The sequence below is a fragment of the Burkholderia sp. PvR073 genome (genome assembly GCF_054055695.1).
On record NZ_JBSRXO010000004.1, the window covers coordinates 380,765 to 398,432 of the forward strand.

Annotated in this window: 13 protein-coding genes; 5 read left to right on the top strand and 8 right to left on the bottom strand. The window is 69.0% G+C overall.

Annotated elements, in window-relative coordinates:
- The first annotated feature begins 205 nt into the window (after window positions 1–205).
- The 3 genes from dnaE to ACVK00_RS16185 all read left to right on the top strand — a co-directional run bounded on the left by dnaE (window position 206) and on the right by ACVK00_RS16185 (window position 6,692).
- Window positions 206–3,739, top strand: coding sequence for a DNA polymerase III subunit alpha (gene dnaE, locus ACVK00_RS16175; RefSeq protein WP_228905064.1), 3,534 nt, complete (start codon window positions 206–208; stop codon window positions 3,737–3,739).
- A gap of 323 nt (window positions 3,740–4,062) precedes the next feature.
- The gene (locus ACVK00_RS16180; RefSeq protein WP_284891083.1) at window positions 4,063–5,151 is read left to right on the top strand and encodes a glycosyltransferase family 9 protein; all 1,089 of its coding nucleotides are present in this window, start codon (window positions 4,063–4,065) and stop codon (window positions 5,149–5,151) included.
- A 362-nt stretch (window positions 5,152–5,513) separates the two neighbouring features.
- Window positions 5,514–6,692 carry a glycosyltransferase family 9 protein gene (locus tag ACVK00_RS16185; RefSeq protein WP_284891081.1) on the top strand — a complete coding sequence of 393 codons (1,179 nt, stop codon included), beginning with the start codon at window positions 5,514–5,516 and terminating at the stop codon, window positions 6,690–6,692.
- A 166-nt stretch (window positions 6,693–6,858) separates the two neighbouring features.
- Here the strand turns inward: ACVK00_RS16185 and ACVK00_RS16190 are convergent, their stop codons facing one another.
- From ACVK00_RS16190 to ACVK00_RS16200, 3 genes are all read right to left on the bottom strand, one after another.
- A complete protein-coding gene (locus tag ACVK00_RS16190; protein ID WP_284891078.1) occupies window positions 6,859–8,139 on the bottom strand; it encodes an O-antigen ligase family protein in 1,281 nt (426 codons plus the stop codon).
- Window positions 8,140–8,275: 136 nt separating this feature from the next.
- Window positions 8,276–9,118, bottom strand: coding sequence for a glycosyltransferase family 2 protein (locus ACVK00_RS16195; RefSeq protein ID WP_006753773.1), 843 nt, complete (start codon window positions 9,116–9,118; stop codon window positions 8,276–8,278).
- A 145-nt stretch (window positions 9,119–9,263) separates the two neighbouring features.
- Complete coding sequence (locus tag ACVK00_RS16200; protein WP_175697357.1) at window positions 9,264–10,016, bottom strand: glycosyltransferase family 2 protein; 753 nt, start codon at window positions 10,014–10,016, stop codon at window positions 9,264–9,266.
- A gap of 223 nt (window positions 10,017–10,239) precedes the next feature.
- On the opposite strand from ACVK00_RS16200, the gene msbA reads away from it, so the two are divergent.
- Both msbA and ACVK00_RS16210 read left to right on the top strand, forming a co-directional pair.
- Window positions 10,240–11,991 carry a lipid A export permease/ATP-binding protein MsbA gene (gene msbA, locus ACVK00_RS16205; protein ID WP_284891123.1) on the top strand — a complete coding sequence of 584 codons (1,752 nt, stop codon included), beginning with the start codon at window positions 10,240–10,242 and terminating at the stop codon, window positions 11,989–11,991.
- 83 nt (window positions 11,992–12,074) lie between these two features.
- Entirely contained in the window at window positions 12,075–12,455 is a 381-nt protein-coding gene (locus ACVK00_RS16210) for an RcnB family protein (protein WP_228905056.1), read from the top strand.
- Between the two features lie 52 nt (window positions 12,456–12,507).
- Here the strand turns inward: ACVK00_RS16210 and ACVK00_RS16215 are convergent, their stop codons facing one another.
- From ACVK00_RS16215 to ACVK00_RS16235, 5 genes are all read right to left on the bottom strand, one after another.
- The gene (locus ACVK00_RS16215; RefSeq protein ID WP_284891073.1) at window positions 12,508–13,074 is read right to left on the bottom strand and encodes an FUSC family protein; all 567 of its coding nucleotides are present in this window, start codon (window positions 13,072–13,074) and stop codon (window positions 12,508–12,510) included.
- A 36-nt stretch (window positions 13,075–13,110) separates the two neighbouring features.
- Window positions 13,111–14,370 (bottom strand): MFS transporter, encoded by a 1,260-nt coding sequence (locus ACVK00_RS16220; protein WP_166726467.1) that lies wholly within the window; start codon window positions 14,368–14,370, stop codon window positions 13,111–13,113.
- Complete coding sequence (locus ACVK00_RS16225; RefSeq protein WP_284891070.1) at window positions 14,367–15,335, bottom strand: PRC-barrel domain containing protein; 969 nt, start codon at window positions 15,333–15,335, stop codon at window positions 14,367–14,369. The genes ACVK00_RS16220 and ACVK00_RS16225 overlap by 4 nt, the downstream gene beginning before the upstream one ends.
- Before the next feature lie 265 nt (window positions 15,336–15,600).
- Window positions 15,601–16,770: a collagen-like triple helix repeat-containing protein gene (locus tag ACVK00_RS16230; RefSeq protein ID WP_284891068.1), complete on the bottom strand. Its 1,170-nt coding sequence runs from the start codon at window positions 16,768–16,770 to the stop codon at window positions 15,601–15,603.
- A gap of 459 nt (window positions 16,771–17,229) precedes the next feature.
- Entirely contained in the window at window positions 17,230–17,565 is a 336-nt protein-coding gene (locus ACVK00_RS16235) for a YggL 50S ribosome-binding family protein (RefSeq protein WP_006752222.1), read from the bottom strand.
- Between the last annotated feature and the right edge of the window lie 103 nt (window positions 17,566–17,668).

Sequence of the window (17,668 nt, forward strand, 5' to 3'; positions counted from 1 at the left end):
CGGCCGCGGCCGTGCGGCGGGGCGCACGGCGGCCCCGCAAAAAAGGGTGCGAAGCCGGGGCGAAGATTCGAAAACCCGTATTATCCCGCAAACTGCGCATGCGCCGGCACCTGAGCGTTCGGCCTGCATCGCGTGCATCGGCCGAACGGCCGGGCGCGGGGATTTTTTGGGCAGCCTGCGCGACGACGCGGCTACAATAACGCCCATGTCAGATCCCCGCTTCGTCCATCTTCGCGTTCACTCCGAATTCTCGATTGCCGACGGCATCGTGCGTCTCGACGACATCGTCAAGGCGGCGGCCGCGGACGGCCAGGGCGCGCTCGCCCTCACCGATCTCGGCAACGCATTCGGCCTCGTCCGTTTCTACCAGGAAGCCCGCGGCAAGGGCATCAAGCCGATCGCCGGCTGCGACGTCTGGATCACCAATCCGGACGATCGCGACAAACCGTCGCGCCTGCTGCTGCTGGTGAAGGACAAGGTCGGCTACCTGAACCTGTGCGAGCTGCTGTCGAAGGCGTGGCTCACGAACCAGTATCGCGGCCGCGCGGAGCTCGACGCGAGCTGGCTCGACGGCGAACTGTCGCAAGGGCTGCTCGCGCTGTCGGGCGCGCAGCAGGGCGATATCGGGCTCGCGTTCGCGGCCGGTAACGAGGAAGCCGCGCGCCGTCATGCCGAGCGCTGGGCGAAGGTGTTCCCGGGCGGCTTCTACATCGAGCTGCAGCGTTACGGCCAGCCGGGCGCCGAGGCGTACATCCAGCAGGCCGCGACGCTCGCCGCGTCGCTCGGTCTGCCGGTCGTCGCGACGCATCCGACGCAGTTCATGACCGACGATGATTTCACCGCGCACGAAGCGCGCGTGTGCATCTCGGAAGGCGACATGCTCGCGAATCCGCGGCGCCAGAAGCGCTTCACGACCGATCAGTACTTCCGCACGCAGGACGACATGGTCGCGCTGTTCGCCGACCTGCCGTCGGCGGTCGCGAACACGGTCGAGATCGCGAAGCGCTGCAACCTGAAGCTCGAGCTCGGCAAGCCGAAGCTGCCGCTGTTCCCGACGCCGGACGGCATGTCGCTCGACGATTACCTGGTCCAGCTGTCGAAGGAGGGGCTCGAGAAGCGCCTCGAACAGCTGTTTCCGGATACGGCCGAGCGTGACGCGCAGCGCGACACGTACTACAAGCGGCTCGAATTCGAGTGCGGGACCATCACGAAGATGGGCTTCCCGGGCTACTTCCTGATCGTTGCCGACTTCATCAACTGGGCGAAGAACAACGGCGTGCCGGTCGGCCCGGGCCGCGGCTCGGGCGCCGGCTCGCTGGTCGCGTACGCGCTCGGCATCACCGATCTGGATCCGCTGCGCTACAACCTGCTGTTCGAGCGATTCCTGAATCCGGAACGCGTGTCGATGCCCGACTTCGACATCGACTTCTGCCAGCACGGCCGCGATCGCGTGATCCAGTACGTGAAGGAAAAATACGGCGCGGACGCCGTGTCGCAGATTGCCACCTTCGGCACGATGGCCGCGAAGGCGGCCGTGCGCGACATCGGCCGCGTGCTCGATCTCGGCTACATGTTCACCGATGGCATCGCGAAGCTGATCCCGTTCAAGCCGGGCAAGCACGTGACGATCGCCGACGCGATGAAGGAAGAGCCGCAACTGCAGGAGCGCTACGACCACGAGGACGAAGTGCACCAGCTGCTCGACCTCGCGCAGCGCGTCGAGGGCCTGACGCGTAACGTCGGGATGCACGCGGGCGGCGTGCTGATCGCGCCCGGCAAGCTGACCGATTTCTGCCCGCTGTACACGCAGGGCGACGACGGCGGCGTCGTCAGCCAGTACGACAAGGACGACGTCGAAGCCGTCGGCCTCGTGAAGTTCGACTTTCTGGGTCTCACGACGCTGACGATCCTCGACTGGGCCGAGCGCTACATCCGCCGCCTCGATGCGTCGAAGGCCGACTGGTCGCTCGCGCAGGTGCCGCTCGACGATCCCGCGTCGTTCCAGATCCTGAAGAAGGCGAACACGGTCGCCGTGTTCCAGCTGGAAAGCCGCGGGATGCAGGGCATGCTGAAGGATGCGCAGCCCGACCGCTTCGAGGACATCATCGCGCTCGTGTCGTTGTACCGTCCGGGCCCGATGGACCTGATCCCGAGCTTTTGCGCACGCAAGCACGGCCGCGAGAAGGTCGAGTATCCGGATCCGCGCGTCGAACCTGTCCTGAAAGAGACCTACGGCATCATGGTCTATCAGGAGCAGGTGATGCAGATGGCGCAGATCATCGGCGGCTACTCGCTCGGCGGCGCCGACTTGCTGCGTCGCGCGATGGGCAAGAAGAAGCCCGAGGAGATGGTCAAGCACCGCGAGATCTTCGCCGAAGGTGCGGCGAAGAACGGCCTCACGCGCGAGAAGTCCGACGAGATCTTCGACTTGATGGAGAAGTTCGCGGGCTACGGCTTCAACAAGTCGCACGCGGCGGCCTACGCATTGCTCGCGTATTACACCGCGTGGCTGAAGGCGCACCATCCGGCCGAATTCATGGCGGCCAACATGACGCTCGCGATGGACGACACCGACAAGGTGAAGATCCTGTTCGACGATTGCGTCGTGAACAACCTCGTCGTGCTGCCGCCGGACATCAACCAGTCGCATTACCGCTTCGAGCCGGTCGGCGAAGCCGACGGCAAGCGCTCGCGCACGATCCGCTACGGCCTCGGCGCGGTGAAAGGCAGCGGCCAGAATGCGATCGAGGAAATCCTGCGCGCGCGCGAGGAAAAGCCGTTCACCGACCTGTTCGACTTCTGCGAGCGGATCGACCGGCGCGTCGTCAATCGCCGCACGGTCGAGGCGCTGATCCGCGCCGGCGCATTCGATTCGCTGAACGCGAACCGCGCACAGATGCTCGCGTCGGTGCCGCTCGCGATGGAAGCGGCCGAGCAGGCCGCGGCGAACGCGATGCAGGCCGGCCTGTTCGACATGGGCGCCGAGTCGCCGCACGCGCATGCGCTCGTCGACGAACCCGCGTGGGACGACAAGCGCCGCCTGCAGGAAGAGAAGGGCGCGCTCGGCTTCTACCTGTCCGGCCACTTGTTCGACGCGTATCGCGACGAAGTGCGCCGGTTCGTGAGGCAGAAGATCGGCGATCTGAAGGAGGGGCGCGACAAGCTCGTCGCGGGCATCATCGCGTCGTTGCGCACGCAGATGACCCAGCGCGGCAAGATGCTGATCGCGTTGCTCGACGACGGTTCGGGCCAGTGCGAGATCACGATCTTCAACGAGCAGTTCGAGGCGAACAAGGCGCTGTTCAAGGAAGACGAACTGTTGATCGTGCAGGGGCAGGCGCGCAACGACGCGTTCACCGGCGGTCTGCGCTTCACGGCCGACACGGTGATGGATCTCGAACGTGCGCGCAGCCGCTACGCGCAGGCGGTGCGGCTCACGATGAACGGCAATGCGGATGCGACGGTGCTGCGCCGCGTGCTCGAACCGCACGTGTCGAAGGACGATTCGGCGGCCGCGCCTCCGGTCGAGGCGCCCATGCCGCGTGGCGGCGGGCGCGACGGCGGCCGTCGCCCGCAGGCACCGTTGCCGAACGGGCTCGCGGTGCAGGTTCACTACAGCAACGCGCGCGCGCAGGGCGAAATGCGTCTTGGCGACGCGTGGCGCGTGAAGCCGAGCGACACGCTGCTCGCGGAGCTGCGCGCGACCTTCGACGGCAGCGTCGTCGAAATCACGTACTGAACGCGTCCCCGCCGGACGGTCGGCGCTTTTACGGCCCGTCGCATCGCCATCGTGCGGTGCGGCGGGCCGTTTTCATTTTGGCGGGTGCTTGGGACTGTCATCCGGACGCTATACAATCCATCGCGCGCAATGCAGATCCGACGCCGGCCGCGGTCCATCCTCCGGCCGGCCGTGACATCACGAGCTTGAAAACGGGGACGGTTCGCGCGGCACACGATGCGGCGCGGCGCCGTGAGCTACCCCGCGAGGAGGCCGGCGCGGCGCTGGACGTCAGGATGCCGGTCGGTGCGCGACGATAACAAATCGACAGTGACACCATAACAATGGCCAATGGGACACCGAAGCGGCGGATTCTCGTGATCCGGATTGATTTTCTGGGCGACATGCTGTGCACGACCGCTTTCCTCGGCGCGCTGAAACGGCGCTGGCCGGACGCGGAACTGCACGTGGTCGCGAACCGCTACAACGCGAGCGCGCTGGACGGCAACCCGGACGTGCACGCGGTCCATACGTATGTGTACAGCCGTCAGTGCGAGCGCAACGACCGCCCCGGACGGATGCGCGCGTTCTTCGACCGGCTGCGGCTCGTGCGTCGGCTGCGCCGCCTGCGGTTCGACCTCGTGGTCGTGCCGAACGGCGGCATGCATCGCAGCAGCATCCAGTTGGCACGGCAGCTCGGCGTGAAGGATTGCCGCTGGCACGATGCCGATTCCGAATTCGACGATCGCAAGCCCGCACACGTTGCGTCGCGGCCGATGTGCCATGAAGCGCTGTCGGGATTCCGGCTCGTGCCCGAACTCGGTCGTGCCGACGTCGACGGTCTCGCGCTGTCCGTCCATCCGGATCGCGCGCTGCAGGACACCTGGTATCGGCTGCTAGGGGCCCGCACGAAGCCGCGCGTCGGGCTGTTCGTCTCGAACAAGGCGACGGAGCGGCGCTGGCCGGCCGATCGATGGTGCGATCTCGGCCGGCGGCTCGCGCCGTTCGCCGACGTGATCGTGTTTCGCGATCCCGCGGTGTCAGCCGAGGCCGACGGCGACGCGTGGCGGGATGTGAACGCCCGGCATGTCGCGCCGTCGTCGGTGGCCGAACTGGTGGCCGCCACGAGCCTGCTCGACGCGATCGTGTCGGCCGACAGCGCTCCCGTGCATCTCGCGTCGGCGCTCGGCGTGCCGGTGGCCGCGCTGTTCGAGGACCGTCCCGAGAAATACCGGCGCTGGCATCCGCTCGGCGTGCCGCACATGATCCTGCGGGCCGGCGCGACGGTCGACGCGATCGGCGTCGACGCGCTCGAGCGCGCGGTGCTGCATCTGTTGGAGAAGGCCGGGCGGGCCGACGACGCGACGGGCGGCGCGCTGCCGCTTCCGGACGTTACGCTAGCCGTACCCGAGGTCGGTGCGATCGTTTCGTAGCGCGCCCGGCCGGCGCTGACACGGGACAGGCCAGCGGCAGCAAACGGGCGCAAACGGGCGCAAACGGGAGCAACGCGACGCGGTGGCCGCAGGTCCCGCAGCGCGCGGCGCGCCGTTGCCGCGTCGCCGGGAAAGAGCGGCACCGGCTACCGGCCGCCGCCGGGACGTGCCGCCCCCGCTCGATGCCCGCTGGCCGCCGCCCGCCGCCCGCCGTTGCCGCATCGCCGGAAAGGGCAGCACCGGCTACCGGCCGCCGCCGGCACGTGCCGCCCACGCTCGACGCGCTGCCCGACGCTACGCCTGCCGCCGCAAAATCCTGTACATTGCGAGCCTTGTCCAGCCTGCTTGACGGAACGATCGCCGTGGCCCTGTTTTCTTCCGCCCACCCGCCCAGAACCATCCTCGTCGCCGCACCGCGCCGCATCGGCGACGTGCTGCTGACGACGCCGCTCGTGCGTTCGCTGAAGGCGCGCTGGCCCGATGCGCAGATCGACATGCTGGTGTTTCGCGGCACCGAGGGCGTGCTCGAGCACAACCCCGACGTGCGGCGCGTGATCGTCGTCGCGCAGCGCGCCGGGTTCCGGGAGCGGCTGCGCGACGCGCTGTCGATGTGGCGCCGCTATGATCTCGCGTGCGCGGCACTGAGCTCTGACCGGCCGCGCTTCTATAGCTGGTTCGCCGGCCGCAAGCGCGTCGGCCTCGTCGATCCGAACCGTGTCACGTGGCTCACGCGGATGATGCTGAACGGCATCGCGATCAATCACCACGAGTCCGCGCATACGGTCGTCAGCACGCTCGCGCTCGCGCCGGTGATCGGCATCGAGCCGGTGTCCGAGGTCGTTGCGCCGGGGATCGGCGACGATCCCGCGCGGCGCGCGCGTTTCGACGCGTGGCTCGCGGAGTCGCCGGCCGTCCGCGACGGCAAGCCGCTCGTCGTGCTGCATCCGTACCCGATGTTTCGCTACAAGCAATGGCGGCTCGAAGGCTGGATCGAAATGATCGAATGGCTGCGCGCGCAGGGTTTTGCGATCGCGCTGTCGGGCGGCCCGGCCGATCGCGAGCGCGAGTACGCAGAGCAGGTCGCGGCCGGGGCGGGCGGCGACCTGCTGAACCTGGTGGGCCGCCTCACGTTCGGCGAAAGCGCGGAGCTGGTGCGGCGCGCGCGGCTGTTCATCGGGCCCGATACGGGCGCGACGCACGTCGCGGCCGCGACGGGCGTCGACACGATCGCGCTGTTCGGTCCGTCCGACCCGGTGCGCTGGGGGCCGTGGCCGCAGCACTGGCCGCCGACCGAAAACCCGTGGGCGCTGCGCGGCTCCGCGCGGCACGGCAACGTATGGCTGCTGCAGGGTGAGGGCGATTGCGTGCCGTGCCGGCAGGAGGGCTGCGAGCGCCATGTGGACAGCCACAGCGACTGCCTCGTCAATCTCGGCACGCAGCGTGTGAAGATGGCGGCGGCCGAGATGCTCGGGCTGAATCCGCCGGACGCCGCCGATACGGTCATCGACACGTCGCGGCTGCATCGCGCGCGCTCGGACTGACGCGCGAGCCCTGAACATTTCCCGATTTGAAAGGCGGAGCGTGGCATTGCGGCGCCACGCGTCGAAGGCGTGCGGCCGCGCATCCGGCAGCGGCGCGCGCCGTCATTGAAGACGAGCCGGGGGCGGGCGGCACCATGCGCCGCCCACCAGCCCGGCGTGTGATGCGTTACGCGCTGCGCCGGATCGCCGACGTCTCGCGCGGCAGCGCTTCGCCGCGCTCGGCGCAGCCGAGCAGGATGCCGGCGAGCAGCACCAGCAGGTGACCTTCGGCGAAATCGAGCAGCAGCGAATTCGCGAGGCTGCCGATCGCGAAGATCGCGAGCCATGCGAGCAGCAAGTGCTGCGAACGCGGGCCGAGCGCGCGGCTGCCGCGCGCGATCTGCACGATCAGGTTCACGAACAGCAGTACCCCGAGCGTGCCGAGCTGCACGGCCATCAGCAGGTATTCGTTATGCGGGTTCGACGTGAGCTGGCCTTCGGCAGCCGTCTTGCCTGCCGTGAGCTTCTCGAACTCGAACTCGAGACCGCCCGAGCCGTAGCCGATCACGGGGCGCATGCGATACAGCTCGAGCCCCTTCTTGTACCACTCGAGACGCAGCCCGGTCGACGTGGCCGCATCGGTCTGCCGATACTGCTGCACTTCCGTCACGACCTTCACGAGGCGGCCGTTGTGCACCGTGCACGCGGCGGCGACGAGCGCGACGCCGGCCAGGACCAGCGCTCCGGCGGCGAGGGTCGCGCGCAGTGCCGACTGGCGGCGCAGCAACAACACGAAACGCACCGCGACGACGAGGATCAGCAGCAGCGCGATGACCTGCCCCGTGCGCCCCTGCAGCATCACGAACACGTTGATCAACGACCATGCGGCGACGGCTGCATACGCGGCGCGCGATAGCGCGGTGCGGGCCGACAGCGCCAGGTCGGCGGCCTGATAGAACAGCAGCGCGCCGAACATGCCGGCCGCGATGTGGTTCTTGAACACCCACGCGCGCGACAGCGGCAGATCGGTCGCATGCGCGGGCCCGATCGCGGTCAGGCCGAGATAGTTGGTGGTCGACAGCAACAGGATCACGCACAGCGTGCCGAACCACGCGCGCCGCACGATCGGCGCCCAGTTCGAATGGCGGAACGCGACTACCGCAAACGGCAGCAGCAGCAGCTTGTCGTACTTGCCGATCCAGTTCCACGCCTTCGGGTGCGGCGCGACGGTATAGGTGACGCTCGCCGTCAGCGCCACGAGGATCAGCAGCGCGGCGAGCGACGCCGGTTCGGTGACGAACGAGCGCAGGTCGCGCCAGAATTCGGGGGAGATGACGAGCGCGGCCGCGAACAGCCCGCAGAACACATTGGTCAGCGCGGTCGAGACGGGCACCATGCAGAGCGCGATGACGGCGAAGGCGCGGGCGGCGGTCAGGCGCCGCGTGGCGGGAGCGGAAAACGAAAGCATCGGAACCTGTCGAATGGACGAATGCGGCATGCGGGCACCGTGCTGCGCGCCGCGCGCCCCGCGGCGGCAGTGCCCGGGACGAAGCGCGCAGTATACGCGAAGCGGCGCGCGTTTCCGTGGGGTTTCCGGGGTCTGATCAGCTGAATGCGCGCTTGATCCGCGAGCGCAGCAGCGCGCGCTTGAGGCGCCCGTCGACGGCCGGCGTGTCGAGCGCGATACGCGAGCCGGCCGGCTCGCCGCGATGCAGGTAATAGCGGTCGAACGTGGCCTGCGTCATGCCCCATTTGTTGAGGAACTGGCGGCGGCCGTCGTTCTTGACGATCTTGCCGGTGCTCTTCTGCTGGAAGTGATAGACGAGGCTGTCGCCGACGCCGAGGAAGATCCGGCAGCCGGCGTCCCAGAATTTCATCGAGAAGTCATTGTCGCTGCTCATTCCCGGCGACAGTTCGCTGCTGTAGCCGCCGATGCGGTTCCACCAGTCGCGGTGCACGAGCGTCGGCGGCCAGGTCGAGCCGAGCCAGTCCGCCCGCGCGAGCCGCGGCGTGGCCGCGACGAGGCCGGCCGCGTCGAACTGCTCGGCGTCGCGGCCGAAATTGCTGACGACGACGCACGGGTTGCGCGTGTCGACCGGCTCGACCATCGTGCCGGACAGCATGAACAGGTCGGTCGGCATCTGCTCGATGCGCCGCACGAGCGCCGCATCCCAGCCGGGGCAGCAGTACATGTCGTCGTTCATGTAGACGACGTAGTCGCGCGTCGCGCGCGCGGCGGCCAGGTTCACCGCGTGGCAGATGCCGATGTTGGTCGGCGACGCGGTGTGCTCGATGCCTTCGCCGCGCACCCAGTCGAGCGTGCCGTCCGAGCCGTCGTTCACGTGCACGATGATCTGGTGGTCGTACGCCGAATGGCGGCGCAGGCTGTCGACGACGAGCTTGAGGTACGGCAGGTTGTTCCAGGTCGGGATGATGATGGAGAACATGGCGGTCGGATTCGGTGGTCGTCGTGTCGGCGGCGCGTGGCGCGGCGCCGCGCTTGGGGCGCGCATGGCACGCAGGCAGCCCGGCATTGTAACGCCGGGCCGGCCGCATGCCGGCGGCGTCGGGGTGGGGCGGGCCGTGCCGCGCTCAGCGGGCTGGTTCGTGGCCGAGCTTCAGGAACCGGTAGTACACCGTTTCCGCGTTGAACACGGCGATCATGAAGCCCGCGCGTCCGTCGAGAAACCCGCGCCGCAGCACGTAGGTCCGCACGAACGCCCATGCGCCGCGCGCGAGCGCCTTGCCGAAGCCGCCGCGCTGGCCGGCCGCGCGGCGCTGGCGCGCGCCGGCCGTCGAATACGCATCGAGCTTGCGCACGACGGTTTCGAAATCCTCGTACGAATAGTGCATCAGCTTGCCCGGCAGCCGCTGCGCGGGCGTGTCGAACACGAGCCGTTCATGCACCAGATCGTCGGAGAAGCGTGCGGCGCCGCGCCGGAACAGGCGCGGTACCCAGTCCGGATACCAGCCGCTGTGGCGGATCCACTGGCCGCAGAAGCTCGACAGCCGATCGAGCGCGTAGACTTGCGCGGCCGGCGCACGGATGGCCGCACGGATCGACTGTGCGAGTTCGGGGCTGACCACCTCGTCGGTGTCGAGCGACAGGATCCAGTCGGTGTCGAGCGCGGCGAGCGCGCGGTTCTTCTGCGGGCCGAAGCCCGGCCAGTCACGCTCGACGATCACCCGGGCGCCGTGCGCACGGGCGATCGCGACGGTATCGTCGGTGCTGCCGCCGTCGATCACGACGACGTCGTCGGCGAAGGCCAGCGCGTCGAGGCACTGCGCAAGCCGCGCGGCCGCGTTGAGGGCGATGAGGGCGACGCCGAGGGTGGGTTCTGCCATGAAATCGTCGAAAAGGCGGAGAAAACGGTGAGCGGCAGTATACCCGCGCACCGGCCGGCGGCCGCTTCGGCAACGGCCGTGCCGGCGCGGGCGGTACAGCTATAATGTTGGGCCTTTTTCGGCAACCGCCGGACTGGGCGAATCCCGGGCAGCCATGCCCCGGGCGCCGCGTCGCGGCTCAAGAAGGATTGCCTTGGAAACCCAGAACACTCTTCGCAAACCGATGGACGGCACGGGCACGTCGCCGCTCACGGTTCTCAAGCGCCTGTGGCCGTACATCCGGCCGCTGATCGGCATCGTGGTGCTCGCCGTCGTCACGATGGGCGTCGTCGCGGCCACGGAAGCCGGGATTCCGGCGCTGCTCAAGCCGCTGCTCGACCACGGCTTCGGCTCGCACGGCAGCGACCGCGCGAAATGGTATGTGCCGATGGCCGTGATCGGCCTCGCGCTCGTGCGCGGCGTGTCGCAGTACGCGTCGAATTACCTGCTCAACTACGTATCGAACCGCATCCTGCTGCAGCTGCGGCTCGAAATGTTCCAGCGGATGCTGCACACGGGCGCGTCGTTCTTCCAGCGCGAGACGGCGAGCACGGTGATCAACGCGATCGTGTTCGAGGTCAACCAGATCCTGTCGGTGCTGACCGGTGTGATGGTCACGCTCGTGCGCGACTCGCTGACCGTGATGTTCCTGCTCGGCTACCTGTTCTACCTGAACTGGCGGCTCACGCTGATCGTCGCGGTGATCCTGCCGGGCATCGGCTGGCTCGTCAGCAAGATCAACCGCCGCCTGCGCCGCCTGAACCGCGAGCACCAGACGCTGACCAACGAGCTGTCGTACATCGTCGAGGAGACGGTCGGCGGCTACAAGGTCGTCAAGGTGCACAACGGCGAGACGTACGAGATGGACCGCTTCACGGCGATGAGCAAGCGCCTGCGCGGCTACGCGATGCGCATGACGATCTCGGGCGGCCTCGCGCAGCCGCTGACGCAGTTCCTCGCGTCGATCGCGCTCGCGGTCGTGATCACGATCGCGGTCGTGCAGTCGACCAACGATCAGACGACGGTCGGCGGCTTCGTCGCGTTCGTCACGTCGATGCTGCTGGTGATTTCGCCGCTCAAGCACCTGATCGACGTGAACCAGCCGCTGCAGCGCGGGATGACGGCCGCCGAGCTGATCTTCGGGCTGATCGACGAGCCGGCCGAGCCGCAGGGCGGCGGCCGTGCGCTGACGCACGCGCGTGGCGAGATCGAATTCCGCGGCGTGTCGTTCGACTACGGCGCATCCGAGCGGCCGACGCTCGACCGCATTTCGTTCAAGGTCGCGCCGGGCGAGATGATCGCGCTCGCGGGGCCGTCGGGCAGCGGCAAGACGACCCTCGTGAACCTGCTGCCGCGCTTCTTCGACCCCACGGGCGGCGCGATCCTGGTCGACGGCGTGCCGGTGGCCGACTACGACCTCCACGCGCTGCGCGGCCAGATGGCGATGGTCAGCCAGGACGTCGTGCTGTTCAACGACACGATCGCCGCGAACGTCGCGTACGGCCAGACGCCCGACCGCGCACGCGTGCAGGCGGCACTCGAGGCGGCGAACCTGGCCGACGCGGTCGCCGCGATGCCCGACGGGCTCGACACGCTGGTCGGCGGCAACGGGATGCGTCTGTCGGGCGGCCAGCGGCAGCGGCTCGCGATCGCGCGCGCGATCTACAAGGACGCGCCGATCCTGATCCTCGACGAGGCGACCTCCGCGCTCGATTCGGAGTCCGAGCGCCACGTGCAGGCCGCGCTCGAGCGGCTGATGGAAGGGCGCACGACGCTCGTGATCGCGCACCGGCTGTCGACGATCGAGCGTGCGGACCGGATCCTCGTGCTCGAAGCCGGCAAGATCGTCGAAGAGGGCAGCCACGAAGAACTGCTGCGCCACGGCGGGCTGTACGCGCACCTCCACCGGATCCAGTACCAGCAGCAGGCGGCGTGACGCCGGGTCACGCCGGTGTGCTAGTCTTGATCGGGCAGGCACCGTTGTTTCCGGTTCGACGTGACAACTCGGAGGGAAGAACAATGAACAAGATGCACGGGACGATGCTGGCCGCGCTGATCGTGGCGGGTTTCGCGGCACCCGCAGCCATGGCGCAGGATCACGGCAACGATGACAACCACGGCAATCATGGCATGCACCGCGGTCATGGCCCGAAGCACATGCCACCCGGCCAGATGCGCCACGAGGACGACGTGCCGCCGCGCTGGGCCGACCAGCCGCGTCGCGAGTGGCACAGGGGCGACCGGCTTCCCGGCGAATTCCGCGATCGCCAGTACGTGGTCGAGGACTGGCGCGGCTATCATCTGAGTGCGCCGCCGCGCGGCTATCAGTGGGTCGGCGTCGGCGGCGACTACCTGCTCGTGCAGATCGGTTCGGGCATCGTGCTGCGGGTCGGTCCGTAACGTTTCTTTTCGATGGTTCATCCGGCTGCCGGGCGCGTTGCCCGGCGCCGCGTCACTTTGCCGCCGCCCGGCGGGACCAGCGTCGCTCGATCAGCGACATCGCCCAGCACACGGCCAGCGCACACACGGTGCCGAGCGCCACTTCCCCGAGCCGCATCAGCGGGATGTCCCATAGCGGGCCGTTGCCCGGAAACAGCAGCACGATCGTCGCGGTCACGCCGCCAAGCCGCGCCGCGCTGCCGACGTTCAGGCACCAGCAACTGACGATCGTGAGCGCGACCGCGATCGCATAGGCGACGAGGCGGTCGCCGCCGAGCGCCGCGCCCGCGAAGCCGAGCAGGCCGCCGATCATCGCGCCGATGAACTGATCGCGCGACAGCGACATCGTGTCCGAGTAGTTGTGCTGCGTCACGGCGATCGCGGTGACCGCCGCCCACACGGCCTGTTCGGTGTGCAGCGCGCGGCCGATCGTGTACGCGAGGCACGCGCCGCAGACCGCCTGCAGCGCCATCAGCGCGCCCTGCGTGAGCCGTTCGCCGAAGGTCAGCCCCTTGAACAGATCGAAGATCGACTGCTGGATCTGCTGGCGGGCTTCGTTGAGTGTCCTGATCGTATCCATCGTGTCGTGCCAAGAAGCGGGGGCGGTGCGAGCGCGTCAGTGCGCCTGTTCGGGCGACGCGGCGGCCGGCTCGCCGGCGGTCACGTCGCCGTTTTCGACGCGCGTTTCGGGCATCGCGAGCCAGACCAGCAGCGCCGCGAGCGCGCCGGCCGCGGCCAGCCCGAAGAAGCTGGTCGTGTTGCCGAAGTGATCGGCGACATAGCCGGCCACGGCCGTGCTGAGCGTCGCGCCGATTCCGGCCGCAAGACCGAACAGCCCGATGCACAGGTTGTAGCGGCCCTTGCCGCCCGCGACGTCGGCCGCGATCAGCGGCAGCATCACGCCGAACACGGCCGCGCTGATGCCGTCGAGCATCTGCACCGGCACGAGCAGGTACGGGCTGCTCACGCCGGCGAACAGCAGCGCGCGCACCGGCAGCGCGGAGAAGCCGAGCAGCAGGATCGGCCTTCGTCCCCAGCGTTGCGACGAGCGGCCGACCCACGGCGACAGCATCGCGACGATCGCCTGCGGCACGATGATGCACGCGGCGATCACGAGCTGCACGTTCTCGCCCATCCCGGCCGTGACTTCGCCGGCCGCGAGGTTGAGCATCGCCGCGTTCGACAGGTGGAACAGCACGACGCATGACGCGAAGATCAGCATCCGGCGATCGCGCAGCAGCTCGAGCAGCGTCTCGCGGTGCTCGCCTTCGTCGTGATCGTCGGGCTTCGACGACTGCGGAATCACTTCGTGCGTCGGCTGGATCATCGCGAGCGCGAACAGCGCGGGCAAGGCCAGCACCGCGGTCAGCCAGAACACCGCGCGCGCGGAGAAATACTCGCCGGTGAGCCCCATGAGCCCCGCCGCGACCGCGCTGCCGATCGACGCCCAGCGCGCGTTGCGGCCGAGCCGGTCGCCGAGATCGGCGCGGCCGACCAGCGAGAACGAGATCGCGGCCATCGCCGGCACGAGCATGCAGCTCGCGAAGCCGTGGAACACTTCGGCCGCGATCACCGGCACGATCGTCGGGCTCGACGCGAGCAGCACCGCGGACAGGATGATGGCCACGATCGCCCATGCGGCCGCGCCTTTCTTGTTCTTCAGCGCGTCGACGGCGGCGCCGCCCGGCACCTGGCTGACCATCGCGCTGATCGTGCCGATCGACAGCACCATGCCGATCTCGCCCTGCGTCCACTTGTGCGACGCGAGGTAGGACGCGATGAACGGACCGAACCCGGTTTGAACGTTTGCAACGAAAAAGTTGAGCCAGTCGAGGGACCGCAGACTGCGTACGGTGACGGAATGCTTGATCGTCATCGGGTCGCACTCGCAGAGGAAGCCTGCGCCGGTGCCGGGGCAACGGGCGGGTAGACCGCGACGATCGGCTTGTCGGCCGCGTAGGGCGGCGCCGCCTTGATCTGTGCGTCGTTCAGGTCGAGCTGCGGGTGCAGCGCCTTGTCACGCGTGACGAAGCGCAGCGCGCCCCAGCTCGCGGCGATCGAACGGCGGTCGGTATTGACGAGGCCGCCGAGGTCGAGAACGATGGCCTGCGGCTGCGCGGCGCGGTCGATCAGCACGTCGACGACGCGGCCGATCTTCGTGCCGTTCGGGCGCTCGACGTCGCTGTCGAGCATCGGCAGTCGCGTGGCGGGAGACGCCGCGGCAGAGCCCGACAGCGGCACGGCCTTCGGCCTCGCGGCAGGCGGCAGGTCGCCCGACGGCACGTCGAGCACGATCGGCTCCTGCTTGCCACCTGGCGTGAAGCGGAACACGTTCCACGGGAAGATGACCTTGCGGTCGCCGATGCCCATGAAGCCCTGCAGGTTGACGATCATCTCGCGCGGATTGCCGTTCGCGTCGATCACCATGTCGACCGCGCGGCCGATCACCTTGCCGTTGCGGCGCGCGACTTCGCTGTCGAGCAGTGCATGGATCTGGGTGCGGTCGAGCGGGCGCGTCGCGACGAGCGGCGCGGGCGGAGGCGGCGGCGGTGTCGGCGATTCGGGGCGCTGCACGGGCTTCGGCCGCGTGACTTCACGGTGCGGCTTCTTCGGCGCTTCCGGTTCCTCCGGGGGCGTCGGCGCGGGCACGGGCGGCATCGTCAGCGGCTCGCCGGCGGTTTCCTCGATGGGCTCGACGAGCGCCTCGCTGATCGGCGCGGGCGGATTCTGGGTCGGCAGCAAGCCGCAGCCGGACAGCAGCGCGGCGGCTGCGAGCACCAGGAAGACCGTCGAGGACGGGAACGACATTCGGGATGCGGGAAACGGGAGTCCGCCGCTCATTGACACTCACTCCATGGGTCGGGGGCCGGGCCGGAGGCGCGCGGCTGGCGATGGATGGCGGGTGCGGGCGGCGCACCTCGCGAGGTGAGAGTTTAACGTGTCTTCCTTTCAGGACCGATTTCCGCGGAGGATTGGGCGCGCAATGGCGGGGAAAGGGTAGCGATCGATCGCGGGGCGGGCGGCATCGGGTGTCCGGGTGCCCTAACGCGCGCGGCGCCCGACCGTCGACGACGGTACGGGCGCCGCACGGGCTGCAGGCGTGACGTTACTTTTTGGCCAGCGTGCCGAGCGTCGTCGTGACCGGGGCGAGCAGGCCGCCGCCGGTCTTCGACAGCGCGCCGCTGCCGCTGCCGCCCGTCAGGCCGCCGACCGCCGACGTCAGCGCGCCGGCCGGGTTGCTGCCGCTTGTCGTGCCGCCGAGTGCGCCGGTCGACAGGAGCCCCGTCACCGGTGCGAGCGGATTCGTCGCGGCCGCGCCGCCGCCGAGCAGCGCGGTGCCTGCGGTGGCGACCGTGTTGCCGGTCGCGGTCACGACGTTGCCGACGCCGGTCGTGACCGGATTGTTGCCCGTCTTCGCGATCGTCGTGCCGGCGTTCGCGACCCCGTTGCCGACGGTCGTGACGAGGTTCGTCAGCGGCGCGCCGAGCGGCGTGCTTGCCGCGGCCGTCTGCGTGAGCGAGCCGACCGTCGTCGTGATCGGCGTGATCGCCGAGCTGGCCGCGCCCGTCACCTGCGCGACCGGGCCGGTCGACAGCTGCGTGCCGAGCGCCGCGCCGCCGCCCGCGATCGTGTTGCCGAGCATCGTCACGGCACCGCCGACGGGCGAGGTGACGGGCGCAAGCGGCGCCAGTGCGGAGCCGGTGGCCCCCAGGCTCGACACGACCCCGCCCGTCGCGGCGACGGCCTGGCCGAGATTCGTGACCACACCGCCCGTGCTCGCAACCGTCGTGCCGACCGGATTCGACGACGCGCCGAGCTGGCCGAGGCCCGAGCCGAGGCCGGTGCCGAGCGTCGTGACGGCCGCGCCGACATCCTGTACGACCGTGCCGAGCCCCTGCGTCGTCGCGGGGTTCGTGCCGGGCAGCGTTTGGGCCGCGATCGCCGTGCCGACGCCCGAGATGGCGCCGCCGCCGGCCGTCACGATGTTGCTCGACGCCGCGACCGTCTGGCCGACGCCGTTGGCCGACGTGCCGCTCGCACCGGTACCGGTGCTGCCGGTGCTGCCCGTGCCGCCGGTCGATGCCGTCGTGCCGCTCGTACCGTTGCTGGTACCGCCGGTGGACGCCGTCGTGTCGCCGGACCCCGATCCGGAGCCGCCGGTGCCCTGGCTCAGCGAGCCGGAGCCGCCGCACGCGGACAGCGACATCAGCGCCGCAACGCCTGCCGCGATCATGATCATTCGGAGTCCTGCTTGATGGGTGCTGGGCGTGTTCATGTCGTCCTCGTCTCGATTATGGAAATGGATCAGGCGGCTTTCGTGTGCGCCGACGTGCCGTCGCTGCGGAAGTGAAGCGGCGGGCGCATTGTTGTTGTCCCCCTGATTGACCTGTCGCCGTGTCGCGTCTTCGCCTGAGTCGGAATCCGGAGCGCTTGCAAGACGAGTCGTTTGCATTCTTTCGTCTTGCTTGCCGATCGTGCCGGAAATCACCGGATTCGTACGATCAGAGTAGGTCCGTCTGCGCGAGCCGTCTTTTAATGATCGTTAAATTGAAGTAAGCGTCCGATTCACTGCCGGAATCGGGGTAATCACGATCGACACGGGGCGCGTCGTGTGATGGGCAGGAGGAGAAGGGAGGAAGGGGGGGAGACGTGCGGGTGAAGCGGCGGCGCCGGCCCGGTCCGCCCTCACGGGGGCAGGCGCGGGCGGCGCGCGACGGGTGAAGCAGCCGGAGCGTCAGGCGTCCGGATACCACGCGTCGCTGAATTCGCTGACCTGGACGTCGGTCAGCTCCGGCCGTGCGGCCAGCCACGCACGCACGCTCTCGCGGTCGGCATCGGTCGTCGTGCCGCGCGGCGCGCCGGAGATCACGTAGGCGCCGATCCCTTCGTCGGCGGACGCGACGGTGAGCAGCCCGTTCGCTTCGACGAAATCGATGAACGAATCGATCAGCTGGCCGCGCTCGAGGTCGGACAGCTCGTTGCGGTATTGCGCGGTCGCGTTGAACGCGAGTTCCTGGAACTCGGCGATGTGGAGTTTCTTGCGCTGGCGACGGTTGTGGCGTTGGCTCATGGTGGGTGATGTACGAGAAGAGAAAAAGGGCGGCGGCGGGTGCTGGCGCGACATGCGCAAGCGGTCCGGGCGGCCGCATCGGGGCGCCGCGCGGCAAAGCCGG

What these genes read in the sequence shown, in the direction of transcription:
- ACVK00_RS16210 (WP_228905056.1), top strand. Translation starts at nt 12,075, where the DNA reads ATGAACAAGATGCACGGGACGATGCTGGCCGCGCTGATCGTGGCGGGT.
- ACVK00_RS16230 (WP_284891068.1), bottom strand. Translation starts at nt 16,770, where the DNA reads ATGAACACGCCCAGCACCCATCAAGCAGGACTCCGAATGATCATGATC.
- ACVK00_RS16200 (WP_175697357.1), bottom strand. Translation starts at nt 10,016, where the DNA reads ATGGCAGAACCCACCCTCGGCGTCGCCCTCATCGCCCTCAACGCGGCC.
- dnaE (WP_228905064.1), top strand. Translation starts at nt 206, where the DNA reads ATGTCAGATCCCCGCTTCGTCCATCTTCGCGTTCACTCCGAATTCTCG.
- ACVK00_RS16235 (WP_006752222.1), bottom strand. Translation starts at nt 17,565, where the DNA reads ATGAGCCAACGCCACAACCGTCGCCAGCGCAAGAAACTCCACATCGCC.
- msbA (WP_284891123.1), top strand. Translation starts at nt 10,240, where the DNA reads ATGGACGGCACGGGCACGTCGCCGCTCACGGTTCTCAAGCGCCTGTGG.
- ACVK00_RS16195 (WP_006753773.1), bottom strand. Translation starts at nt 9,118, where the DNA reads ATGTTCTCCATCATCATCCCGACCTGGAACAACCTGCCGTACCTCAAG.
- ACVK00_RS16190 (WP_284891078.1), bottom strand. Translation starts at nt 8,139, where the DNA reads ATGCTTTCGTTTTCCGCTCCCGCCACGCGGCGCCTGACCGCCGCCCGC.
- ACVK00_RS16225 (WP_284891070.1), bottom strand. Translation starts at nt 15,335, where the DNA reads ATGAGCGGCGGACTCCCGTTTCCCGCATCCCGAATGTCGTTCCCGTCC.
- ACVK00_RS16215 (WP_284891073.1), bottom strand. Translation starts at nt 13,074, where the DNA reads ATGGATACGATCAGGACACTCAACGAAGCCCGCCAGCAGATCCAGCAG.
- ACVK00_RS16220 (WP_166726467.1), bottom strand. Translation starts at nt 14,370, where the DNA reads ATGACGATCAAGCATTCCGTCACCGTACGCAGTCTGCGGTCCCTCGAC.
- ACVK00_RS16180 (WP_284891083.1), top strand. Translation starts at nt 4,063, where the DNA reads ATGGCCAATGGGACACCGAAGCGGCGGATTCTCGTGATCCGGATTGAT.